The sequence below is a fragment of the Paenibacillus lemnae genome (genome assembly GCF_012933385.1).
GTDB classification, from domain to species: domain Bacteria; phylum Bacillota; class Bacilli; order Paenibacillales; family Paenibacillaceae; genus Paenibacillus_AQ; species Paenibacillus_AQ lemnae.
Window position 1 is genome coordinate 1 of the sequence record NZ_JABBPN010000004.1, and the last position, 12,298, is coordinate 12,298.

Sequence of the window (12,298 nt, forward strand, 5' to 3'; positions counted from 1 at the left end):
GAATGGTGTGTGGTAACTTCATTCTACACGAATCGTTCCCATGGGCTATTTCTTTTTAGGTGTCGCACTTCATATTACAATCTGTCTTTTTTAAAAAATGCACTGATTCCAGCTAACGTTCAGGCATTCACGAACCCTCACTGCCTTAAGTGACCGAAGGAACGGCCACGACGCGGTTAGGCAGTGCAGGGTGTCCCTTTCACCCTCACCCAGTCCAGGTCTTTCCCATATCTTCTTTCCTTGTGAACATAGAGAAACTCAATACTCTTTAAACCCTCAATTTGGCTCTAACTTTTGAAGGGTGAATTGCATCGTATATTCACCGTTACTGTCAGGCAAAGAGAATCCTATAATATCAGAACCAAGATCATAGCCCTGTTCTTTCAGTACCTCCTCACACTGAAATGAAGTGCCAACAGACCCTGGGGAAAAATAACCAGCTTTATCATCAATAAAGCTGATGCCCCCAAGTTCTTGCGAAGATGGATAAACACAGTTAATTGATGAGTCACTATTTCCCTTTGTAACACTAAGTTCAACAAGATATGTTTCATCATCGAGTATTGAGATACTGCCTTTAATATCAGCTTCCTCGAACACTGAATTCCCTCACCGAATACACTTCTGACTCCTGTCGGACCGAGGGTGTATTCACAATGCGTGAACATATTGTTAGATGAAGTGTATGGCCTTTTCGAGCAACAACCAATTGTCCTTTAAATATTAATTCCCAATAGCCCTCTAAATTCAATTGCTGATACTCCTTCAGGATTTATTCCGCTTTGTGCTGATTCAACAAACGGCAACCACTGCGAGTCTTCAGGCCCAACAAAGCCAATCCTTGACCAATTGTTAAGGAAATCAATAAAGTTGTTTCCTATTATATATCCATGTCCTTCACCATCATTATGACTTAAATATACAATTGGGAAATCTCTGTCTTCACTTAAGTCAAAAGCAAGATAATCACCATTACCTACTTCCATAAACGCTAGTTTGTTGTGCCATACTTTGTCATATTCGTCTTCAGGATTAGGAAAAATTTGCTCTACACATCCTCTTCTTCCCTCTTCAACATCTGATAAAAGGTGAAGACTCCAATAAGGTATTCCACTAAAGATTTCTCGGTACTTATATGGAAGTTCAAACTCTTCAGGAAAAAACCATCGAAAACTAAAGTCACCTGAAAAATTAAGTAATACTTGCTTAAAACTCTCTGGCAAAGTAGTACCTAATTGATGTTCTACAGATTTTATTTCGTCTTCTGTTGCAGGAGCCCCGATTTCTATTTCTTGAACTTCTCCACCAATCTCAACAATTCGATTCGCAATTATATTAATTCGTTCTTTGATAGTTTCAAATGAATTTGTCATTTAATCTTCCTTCTTTGTGGTTTTATAAACAGAATTTCAGGTATTTCATCTAACGTCCCCGCATTCACGAACCCTCACCGACTTAAGCCCCGAAGGGGCGTCCGCAATGCGGTTAGGCAGTGCAGGGTTGTCGCCTGATTCTTCTTCGCTGAAATCCCTCTTGGCGACCAAGGGGCAGCTCGCTGTACCGCAGAGTGAACATATTGTTGGTATTCTCAGTTCATACCCGACTGGTTCGGGGATGAACTTTTTCTTTATACTGGAGGAAACGCTGGGCCCAATAACGTATGTTTTGTTGGGACACAGATCCCGCCACATAAAGTGTTATATGCCCTCGCCTTTTGTTCATACCCCGATTCAGCTGGTTGGGCCATGAGCCCGCATCACCGTGCCAACCTGTGGAGAACAAAAGTGCCGGCTCCAGTGAAATTCAAGGAGGTTATATGAATCAACCTATTCTAAGTATTGACGTTGCTAAAGGAAAAAGTGTTGCTGCTGCTTTTCTTTCCTATCAAGTTTGTATGTATAAACCGTTTCCATTTTACCATTCAGAAGAAGATCTTCAACGGCTCCTAGCTATTCTGGAGGAATTGAAGTCCGTCTCCGGTCAAGTACCAAAGGTGGTTCTCGAAGCCACTGGGAATTATTCAAAACCTCTTGCCTCTTTCTTTTCTTTCCATGGTTATTCGGTCATTCTTCTCAATCCGTTGTTAACTCACCAACTGAAACAAAAGGCTGTACGTAAAGTGAAAACCGATCCCATTGATGCGATGCGTATTGCCCAAGTTTTTTACTTACAAGATCCTCAGCCTCAAGTACAGTTGAACGAGACCGTTCATCAACTCCGGGTTATCTGCCGGCAATATCAGCATTGGACGGCCTTATACGGTGAGATGCAGCTTCATTTCCGTGCGGTTCTCGACCTGCTTTTTCCGGGTTACGATAAAGCTTTTCAAAAGGTCTGTAACCGTACTTCTTTGGAGTTGTTATCTCGTTTCCCTACTCCTGCCGAGCTTCTCGCTGCAGATCCTGAAGAAGTGTTAAAACTCCTGCTGAGCAATCGCCGGGGCCAAGCTTGGAACGAAAAAAAGCTGCAGCAGCTGCTCGAAATCGCAAGACACAGCCTGCCAGATCTTCATGGTATCGAAGCTCAAAAGGTGGTCCTTAGACAGTATATTCACCTTCTTAGAACGTACCAGGATTGTATGAGTGACCTTTTTCAGTCTATGCAAACCCACGCCGAATCAATGGAAACCTACCATCTTCTTCGTACAATTCCCGGCGTAGGGCCTTTAACAGCGGCCATGCTCATTGCTGAAATCGGAGACATAAAAAGGTTCCCTTCCGTGAAGCAGCTAACAGCTTTTGCAGGGCTAGACTCAGCTGTTCACGAATCGGGAACCTTCAAATCCAAGAAGAATCGAATATCGAAACGAGGCTCTTCGTACCTTCGAACCGCTCTGTATCAGGCTACCGTAGCAGCCATTTCCAAGCAGATTCATGGCCCTAGAAATTCGACTCTCTTTCAATTCTATCAGCAAAAACGAGACGAAGGCAAACCGGCAAAAGTCGCAATTGTTGCTGCTTCCCATAAGCTTTTACGCATTATATTTGGCATGTGGAACTCAGGATCGGCATTCCAAGCTCAATAATGCGTTAAATTGGATTATAATTCCAGTTATATCTGCTCTTAAGGGTAGGTTTATTTAAGTATGTAGAATTGTGGGATAACAAAAATTATTTTATCGAAGACTTGACTTTGATTAGCTGGTTTATATGATGGTGACGACTTCTCGAATTACTTACAAAATGCTCTTAATAGTACTTCACTAATTCTTTATCGATTTCATCTATGTATCCAATTTCTTCAATTCCATTCCAAAATATAATCTTGCTTGCTTCTTCATTCAATTCAAATGGTTTCTCCTCTCCTATATCTGCACTGAAGAGGCCCCCATACTCAATCTTTCCAGACCTTAATGTAAATTTCATCAATCCCTTGAAATCAATTCTTTCAGGAGATTGATTTGTTTCTTCAAGCATCTCCCTAATTGCACATTCTCTTAAAGTTTCCCCTGGCTCGAGTAGGCCTCCGGGTACCTCCCAATTGTTCTTCCAGCTATTGAACAAAAGTAAGAATCCTACTTTGTTCCTTGCAACGACCAGTGCATGTGTAATGGGGTATTCCAAGCTAATTTGTTCTACTTCCTCTTCAGTGATATTTAACAGTTCTTCGAAAACATCACCCTTCTGATTTATACAAATAGGCATCATTGATCTCCCCCACAAAATCGAATTTCGTCACTTTCCTCTAACGTTATTGTATTCACGACGTCCCACCGACTTAAGGCACCGTCAGGTGCCGGCCGCGATGCGGTTAGTCGGTGCGGATGTGTCCGCTGAGTATGCTTCCCTGAATCCTGAGTTCCCTCAAACGAATACTCTTCACTTCCGGCGGACCGAGGGGGCTTGTCCCCCGATGCGTGAACATATTGTTATATGATGCCACTGCCTTCTTGAGATACTTACACTTTATCAATTGATCTTAGTCGTTTTTTTAATTGTTCTATTGCTCTTGATATTTGAAGTTTATTCTTAGATTCCTTCATCCACGTAGTGGTGCTGACAAGTGCCTCTTTATTTTTGCATCTACTTGAGCATTTTTACGCTGCGATTCTCGGCATTCTTAGTATGCAATAAACAACACTTTATCAATTGATCTTAGTCGTTTTTTTAATTGTTCTATTGCTCTTGATATTTGAAGTTTATTCTTAGATTCCTTCATCCACGTTGGTAGTCGACTAGCTACACTCTGATTTATATTAGGTTTTCTACTTCTTATCTTTGAAGTAATATATCCTTCTAAGTATTCTAAATGTTCTTTATTAAATGCCCATAATTCTTCTCCGCAACAAGGAATTCTTAGCCAAAGTTTGTGATTATAACAAATCCCTTCATTTTTTCCCCATGATGCGACAACATTACCCATACTTTTTATATCATTGAGATAGCCACAATTGTTACAACAAATGATAAAGTTATTCTGTTTTAATATAATGCACCTCTGACAATCTGGACATTCAATTAGTTTGTCGTAGTTCTCAAAGAAACTATAAATTGATTCTCCAGTATCATTGAATCGACTATTCATGGATTTATAACTCCTTCGGTTTGGCAGTGGTTTCATATAACGTTCAGGCATTCACGAACCCGAGAGGCTTAAGCTGCCTCGGCGATCAAACGAAGTGATCGCCACGCCGGGTCGAAGACTTAGCCTCGCAGGTGTTGTCCGCTGAATCCGCTTCCCCGAAATGCCTCCAGCGGACCGAGGGAGCGACAGCGACCGACGCGTGAATGTTGCTGTTAGATGAAGTCCATATCCTCTTCGAGCCACTCACATAATTTCTTGAATCTGTTTCATATGGTGTTCATCATGATGTACAAATATCTTTGTGTATGAATCAATAGAATATGTTCTCTTACCCTTACCTATTGTGAATCGCAGCTCAGGATTTAAATTCATTAGAGCTTTCACTAACTCAAGTCTTGTGTCTCTAAAATCTTGCTTTAATGAATCAGCATTTACATATTCTGCTGCTTTCTTCACAGCAATTTGATTATGTTTATCATGGTCAACCCACTCGGGCAGCCTAGCTCCGTCCTCCATCAACGGCACCATAACGTCTAAGCTGTACCTATCCCAATTAGTAAGGTGGGAAATCACATCCCTTACACTCCAAGCACCAATTGACTTGTCAAGTATTTCATCATTTATCAAATTCACATTCTCTATAAAGTCCTCAAATCTCTTTAATACCTTAGACATCTTGGAATCACCTCGTCGAATTAATTTCATGGATTTCGTCTAACGTTAATGTGTTCCAGACGTCGAAAGGCTTAAGCTGCTTTAGTCTATATGCGAAGCATAGATTAGTGCCGGGTGGCTCTGCCACTTAGCCTTGCAGATGTGTTCGCCTGTCTTCCTTCTTTGAAATCCCTCGGGCGGACCGAGCGACGCATGTCGCGATGCTGGAAAACGGTGTTATCTGCTGGATCTGCCCCACTTCTTCGAATGAAGACAGGACGTCGACCCACAGCATTAAACATCTTTTAACCATTTCTTTACTGAATCTTGCCATGCAGGCTTCCTTGATCCACTTACTCATCGGGTATTGATTTGCTGAATCTTGCCATGCAGGCTTCCTTGATCCACTTTCTCATCGGGTATTGATTTACTGAATCTTGCCACGCTGGCATCTTTGATCCACTTTCTCATCGGGTATTGATTTGCTGAATCTTGCCATACTGGCTTCCTTGATTTACTTACTCATCGGGTATTGATTTGCTGAATCTTGCCATGCTGGCTTCTTGATTCACTTTCTCAAACCAGCATCTCCCTACTTCAAGCAACAGGACGTTGCGGACGTATAACCTTCAAAAAGTCTCTTTGGGGCAGATCTTGCAGATAACGTTCCTGTATTCATGAACCCCAAAGGGGTTGTCTGCTGAAATCCCTCTTCGAAATCCACCTCGCAGACCAAGGCTCCAAAGGAGACGCTGCTTGAATATTATGTTATGTGATGTCTCTCCTACTTCCTTGCAAATCGCCTTTATCTTTATGTATCCCAGGCTGCTGGCCGTTTTTCATTCCTCGAAGGAATTTTCCCCAGACGTCGCTGCCCCTCATACCATTATTTAACCCTTCCTTGCTGGAGAGATTTCACATAACGTTCTCGCATTTACGAACCCGAAAGGCTTAAGGCGCGAATGCGCCGGGTGGCTCCGCCACTTAGCCTTGCAGGGTTGTTCGCCTGAGTACACCCTCAGCTTCATCCTCATCTGGCGAACCAAGGGACGTATGTCCCGCTGCGAAAATGTATTGTTATCCGATGCATCTGACCCCTTGAGTTACCTTCTCAATCGATCTGCTGAATGTTGCCACGCTAGCTGCTTCGAAATACCTTCTCAACCGATCTGCTGAATGTTGCCATGCTAACTGCTTCGAAATACCTTCTCAACCAATCTGCTGAATGTTGCCATGCTAACTGCTTCGAATTACTTACTCAACCAATCTGCTGAATGTTGCCATGCTAACTGCTTCGAATTACTTTCTCAACCAATCTGCTGAATGTTGCCATGCTAACTGCTTCGAATTACTTTCTCAACCAATCTGCTCAATGTTGCCATGCTAACTGCTTCGAATTGCTTTTTCAACCAATCTGCTGAATGTTGCCATGCTAACTGCTTCGAATTGCTTTTTCAACCAATCTGCTGAATGTTGCAGTATTACCTGTTTCGAGCCCTTTGTAGATTGTTTTCTATTGTCTTCAGATGTTTCGGATAACGTTCTCGCATTTACGAACCCGAAAGGCTTAAGGCGCGAATGCGCCGGGTGGCTCCGCCACTTAGCCTTGCAGGGTTGTTCGCCATGGCGAACCGAGGGACGCATGTCCTGAAGCGAAAATGTAATGTTATGTGATGTCTCTCCTACTTCTTCGCAAATCGCTTTTATCTTTAAGTATCTTAGGGTGCTGGCTATGTCTCATTCCTTGAAGGAATCCTTACCAGACGTCGCTGCCCCTCAACCCTTATTTAACCCTTCCTTGCTGGAGAGATTTCACATAACGTTCTTGTATCTACGAACCCGAGAGGCTTAAGGGAGCGCACGCGACCGGGTCCGACGGACTTAGCCTCGCAGGGTTGTGAGCTGAATCCGCTTCTCTGCCTACTTCTTCTTGCGAGCCAAGGGCCGTACGGCCCACAGCGTAGATACTGTGTTATATGATGCTAGTGACTTCTTTGACTCATCCTACATTAGGTTCTTAATATAGATCTTATATCATTCTTTAAGTCTTCAATTAGAGGCTTCTGTACAGTACTTATATCTTCAATATTAATTTCTTCAATCGATTTAAACTCCAACTGTAATGATTCTTGTTCTTTATCTGTATATCTAAGTGTTTTATTGTCTTCAGCGATTTTTCCTGCTATAGCTGCTTTTGCATTGAATATAAACATTACAAATACAACTTCATTTCCATCAGGATACCTATATTTCATCCGTGAACCACTGTATACAGCATAGAGTTCATAATCTGTGACCACTAAACCTGTTTCCTCATGAACCTCTCGAACCATTGTCTCTTCAATCGACTCACCTGCATTCATTCCACCACCAGGTAATCCCCAGTCACCATAGTCAGATCTTCGCTGTAGTAATATCCTACCCTGATCGTCTCGAATGATTGCGCCACCAGTTACTAGTATTCTCATCTTGAGTAACCTCTCTTGCTATTTTTGTTTAATACGCTAGTTTCATATAACGTTCTCGCATTTACGAACCCGAAAGGCTTAAGGCGCGAATGCGCCGGGTGGCTTCGCCACTTAGCCTTGCAGGGTTGTTCGCCTGAATATCCCCACGGCTTCATCCTCATCTGGCGAACCAAGGGACGCATGTCCCGAAGCGAAAATGTAATGTTATCAGAAGTTCATGCCATCTTGGGGATTCTAAAATATCTCCCCTAAATAAGATGTTTTTATATATTTCCCTTTACTATAATAATCGATAAGGCTTCTAACCCCTATCGGAAATAATGGTTCATTTATTACATTTTCTATTTCTATCCATTTAATTCCTATTTGATTTTTATCCATAATTCTACTACCGTTAACATAAGCTTCCTTCACAATCCCGTTAAAAATAAATTCTACTCTATGAATATCACTATCCAAAAAGCATTCTCTTATATACAGCAATTCTTTTACTTCAATTTCATATCCAGTTTCCTCCATACATTCTCTGACCAAACATTTCTTAAGCATCTCACCTGGCTCTTGACCTCCACCAGGTAATAAATAAAACTCTTCCTCTTTATCCTTCACTATTGTAACAAGCAATTTATTATTATGTATAATTACAGCTTTAGCTGAGTTTCTTATCTTCATCGAAAATCACCTTCGGTGTAGTTTATTAATTCTTTGCAAGAATTTCTGATAACGTTCCTGCATTTACGAACCCGAAAGGCTTAAGGCGCGGATGCGCCGGGTGGCTCCGCCACTTAGCCTTGCAGGGTTGTTCGCCTGAGTCCACCCTCGGCTTCATCCTCATCTGGCGAACCAAGGGACGCATGTCCCGCTGCGAAAATGTATTGTTAACTGATGTCAATGACCTCTTCGATTTGCTTCCACCCGGACATCACTGCTCTGCAATCAAATTCGCTCTTTAACCACACTTCACTGTTCATGCTTTCTAAACCCGCTCTTCAACCCAGCTTCACTGTTGATAATATTTAGACCGCTCTTCAATCCACTTCGCTGTTCATGCGTTCTAAATCGCTTTCATTTCTTATGTAATCATACTTATCGTACATTATTATTCGCACTTTCGCACTTCAAAACGCTCCACTGACATGACCATCTTAACAAAGACTATCATAATTCTCTTTCAATACAATCCCATTGATTTCAGTTAACGTTCTCGCATTTACGAACCCGAAAGGCTTAAGGCGCGAATGCGCCGGGTGGCTCCGCCACTTAGCCTTGCAGGGTTGTTCGCCTGAACCCACCCGCGGCTTTACCTCTTCTGGCGAACCAAGGGACGTATGTCCCGCTGCGAAAATGTAATGTTATATGATGTCTCTCCTACTTCTTCGCAAATCGCTTTTATCTTTAAGTATCCCAGGGTGCTGGCTGTGTCTCATTCCTTGAAGGAATCCTCACCAGACGTCGCTGCCCCTTAACCCTTATTTAACCCTTCCTTGCTGGAGAGATTTCATATAACGTTTATGTATTCCCGAACCCGAGAACCTTAAGGCACAAAGTGCCGGCCGCGACGCGGTTAGGTTCGCAGGGTTGTCCGCCAATGCTTCCACGATTCCTGAATCGGCTCCGTAGTGAATCCACTTCGCTCTCGGCGGACCAAGGGGACGAAGTCCCTGCAGCGGGAATACGCTGTTATGTGATTGAACGCTCTTCTTGGAAATACATTCACCCTGGAATTGAAAACGGCATGACTATAACATTATCAACAAAAAACAATCCGTTTTTTTCAATAATACTAACTTTCCATTCTTGTATATAAAACAATTCATTATCTTGCTTCTCGTCAAGCCCGCTAGAAGGCCGATTCATCCTAAATACCCGTACGAGATACTCGTCATCTTTACTCGATTTGCTAACTGAAGCAATATGATGAATCGCGTTATGTTCCTGCAATCTAATTGTTTGGTTTCCTACTGTACTTTCTTGTTTTTCCTCAAAAATAATAAGATTTTCAGCTTCTCCAGTAGTCCAGGGTTTTATTGAGTTGAGATCATAATTTAAATCAAACAATCTCATAACAAAAGCGTAAGCAAGAAAATCAGGATAAGACTGAACGTCTTCACTCTTAATTGATTCCGTAAGCCACTCATTCTTGTTTCCATCAAATATGCGCTTTCTATATTCTTTTTTCACATCATCAATACGGAAAAGAGGAACAAAGTACTTTGTAGAATCCGGACCTAACTCCTCTATCGTTTTTATTTCACTTTGGGGTTCTCCTTTAAATGCACCTTGCAGATTAAAAAACATTGTCATTGGAACAGTTTCATTCTCTAAATCTACTTTGGCTTCACTAGGCGAATTATTAGTGGAGTTATTACACGCATTTAGCAAGAAACTAAGTAAAATTAAAAACCCAGCTATTTTATATAACTTCATGGTCCACTCCCGCTTTTATTTTTTGCGTTCTTTCACATAACGTTAATGTATTCCAGACGTCGAAAGGCTTAAGCTGCTTTACTCTAAATGCGAAGCATAGAGTAGTGCCGGGTGGCTCTGCCACTTAGCCTTGCAGATGTGTCCGCCTGTCTTCCCTCTTTGAAATTCCTCGGGCGGACCGAGCGACGCATGTCGCGATGCTGGAAAACGGTGTTATCTGCTGGATCTGCCCCACTTCTTCGAATGAAGACAGGATGTCGACCCACAGCCTTAAAATATCTTTCAACCATTTCCTTAATGAATCTTGCCACGCTAGCTTCCTTGATTCACTCACTCATCGGGTATTGATTTGCTGAATCTTGCCACGCTGGCTTCCTTGATCCACTTACTCATCGGGTATTGATTTGCTGAATCTTGCCATGCTGGCTTCCTTTATCCACTTACTCATCGGGTATTACTTTGCTGAATCTTGCCATGCTGCCTTCTTGATCCACTTACCCATCGGGTATTACTTTGCTGAATCTTGCCATGCTGGCTTCCTTGATTCACTTTCCAGAGTCTTTCTACTTCAAGCAACAGGACGTTGCGGACGTATAACCTTCAAATAGTCACTTTGGGGCAGATCTTGTAGATAACGTCTTATTTGCGTATTGCGTGAATAACTCCATATTACGCATGTTTCGGTATTTCGTAAATACCGCAGCGACACGAAGTTACATGAACCGCCCGTGCCCCTCAACTCACATCTGCCGCCAAGCACCTCCTTTCACTCGCCCCTCCTCAAAAATCCAATGGACTCTTGATACGCCGTGCGTCTTTTACGGTCACATGAGTATAGCGCTCTGTGGTGCGGCTGCTGGCATGACCGAGGAGCTCCTGGATGTAGCGAAGATCGGTTCCTGCTTCCAGCAGGTGGGTGGCGAAGGAATGCCTTAGTACATGAATGCTCACTTGTTTGCGGATAGAAGAGCGGGCTAGCGCTTGCTCGAATATTTTCTGAGCAGAGCGTTCACGCAGGTGGCTGCCTGGGGATTGCCCGGGGAATAACCATGTTCCTGTTTTGTACTTGACCATGTACTCTTCCAATAGCGGGAACACAGACTCCGCAAGTATGGTGAAGCGGTCTTTCCTTCCCTTTCCCTGCCTCACTTTTAAAATCCGTCGCTCGGTATCGATATCTGACGGTTTTAAACGCACAACCTCACCCACACGTAATCCCGCTGAATATGTGAGATACAAAATTAGCCGGTGCTTCACATTCTCTGTCTGCTGCAAAATTTCTTTAACCTCAGCTAAGGATAAAACATCAGGCAGCTTTTTCTCTCGCTTAGGGCGGACATACCCGCCCGAAACGTTCTCATGTTTGATATACCGCGCATAAAACTTCAAGGCACTGATACACTGGTTGATATAGGCGTGGGAACAGCCTTGCTGCAGCAGCATAAGTGAATAGGATGAAAAAGATAACATTTTCTCTGCAACAACAGGACGGTCTGAAACCGAAGAATTGGTTTTATTACGATGCTCTTCTATGTACTGACTGTATCTGCGAACATGGCCGATATATGCTTTCACGGTCTTGAGGCTGTACCCGCGCAGAATTAACTGCTTCTTTAATTTGTCCAGATCCCTGGCATCTGCTGTTAAAAGCTTCTTCTCGTACTCTCCCTCTTGTCTCCAAACCGTTTCCGCACCTGCATTCCCTACATTCTCTCCAAGCCTTTCATTCCTCTGCTGAAATATACCGCCTGCCATGACCAACATGTCATCCACCCAAACGTCATCTTCTGCAAAAAACTGAAACAATTGCGAAATCGATCGCGCCCTGTTCGGTATGGTCCACACTCTGCTTTCAGAATGATAACGGCGTCCATCTATACGCTTAATGGCTTCCACCGTGTCGTAAGAAAAAACCGGCATTCTGATTTCCAATCGGTAAGGATCGCCTTGAGCCAATACAATCTCAATCATCAATTATCACCTCTAACATTGAAATACCTACCTTTCTCACCGATACTCCCACCACTTCAACATAAAAAAAGCCTGCATGCCACATTGGTGACATACAGGCTCTGTGCTTCAGTGCCTTTTGAATTCTATTGGTTTGAAACAGCGCAGATACGTCATTCACAGCCACACGCCACTGCACTCATAATCTGGTAGTTTCATTTACTTCCGTTTATGAACAGCGAACTGTATCCGAAGCTACTGCGCTCAAGAACTCG

Annotated in this window: 10 protein-coding genes; 1 reads left to right on the forward strand and 9 read right to left on the reverse strand. The window is 42.9% G+C overall.

The features are described from left to right. Nucleotides 1–276 precede the first annotated feature (276 nt). Nucleotides 277–600: a hypothetical protein gene (locus HII30_RS05955; protein WP_169504120.1), complete on the reverse strand. Its 324-nt coding sequence runs from the start codon at nucleotides 598–600 to the stop codon at nucleotides 277–279. A 116-nt stretch (nucleotides 601–716) separates the two neighbouring features. Next, complete coding sequence (locus HII30_RS05960; protein WP_169504121.1) at nucleotides 717–1,373, reverse strand: SMI1/KNR4 family protein; 657 nt, start codon at nucleotides 1,371–1,373, stop codon at nucleotides 717–719. 443 nt (nucleotides 1,374–1,816) lie between these two features. On the opposite strand from HII30_RS05960, the gene HII30_RS05965 reads away from it, so the two are divergent. Further along, nucleotides 1,817–3,025: an IS110 family RNA-guided transposase gene (locus tag HII30_RS05965; RefSeq protein ID WP_169504122.1), complete on the forward strand. Its 1,209-nt coding sequence runs from the start codon at nucleotides 1,817–1,819 to the stop codon at nucleotides 3,023–3,025. Between the two features lie 163 nt (nucleotides 3,026–3,188). Here HII30_RS05965 and HII30_RS05970 read toward each other — a convergent pair whose 3' ends face one another. From HII30_RS05970 to HII30_RS06000, 7 genes are all read right to left on the reverse strand, one after another. Next, entirely contained in the window at nucleotides 3,189–3,647 is a 459-nt protein-coding gene (locus HII30_RS05970; RefSeq protein WP_169504123.1) for an NUDIX domain-containing protein, read from the reverse strand. 412 nt (nucleotides 3,648–4,059) lie between these two features. Continuing rightward, on the reverse strand, nucleotides 4,060–4,524 hold the full coding sequence (locus HII30_RS05975; protein WP_169504124.1) for a hypothetical protein: 465 nt from the start codon (nucleotides 4,522–4,524) through the stop codon (nucleotides 4,060–4,062). Between the two features lie 243 nt (nucleotides 4,525–4,767). Continuing rightward, nucleotides 4,768–5,199 carry a DinB family protein gene (locus tag HII30_RS05980; protein WP_169504125.1) on the reverse strand — a complete coding sequence of 144 codons (432 nt, stop codon included), beginning with the start codon at nucleotides 5,197–5,199 and terminating at the stop codon, nucleotides 4,768–4,770. A 1,988-nt stretch (nucleotides 5,200–7,187) separates the two neighbouring features. Further along, nucleotides 7,188–7,646 carry an NUDIX domain-containing protein gene (locus tag HII30_RS05985; protein ID WP_169504126.1) on the reverse strand — a complete coding sequence of 153 codons (459 nt, stop codon included), beginning with the start codon at nucleotides 7,644–7,646 and terminating at the stop codon, nucleotides 7,188–7,190. A 234-nt stretch (nucleotides 7,647–7,880) separates the two neighbouring features. After that, complete coding sequence (locus HII30_RS05990; protein ID WP_169504127.1) at nucleotides 7,881–8,318, reverse strand: NUDIX domain-containing protein; 438 nt, start codon at nucleotides 8,316–8,318, stop codon at nucleotides 7,881–7,883. A 1,041-nt stretch (nucleotides 8,319–9,359) separates the two neighbouring features. Beyond that, nucleotides 9,360–10,073, reverse strand: coding sequence for a hypothetical protein (locus tag HII30_RS05995; protein WP_169504128.1), 714 nt, complete (start codon nucleotides 10,071–10,073; stop codon nucleotides 9,360–9,362). 780 nt (nucleotides 10,074–10,853) lie between these two features. Continuing rightward, entirely contained in the window at nucleotides 10,854–12,044 is a 1,191-nt protein-coding gene (locus HII30_RS06000) for a tyrosine-type recombinase/integrase (RefSeq protein ID WP_246246150.1), read from the reverse strand. Between the last annotated feature and the right edge of the window lie 254 nt (nucleotides 12,045–12,298).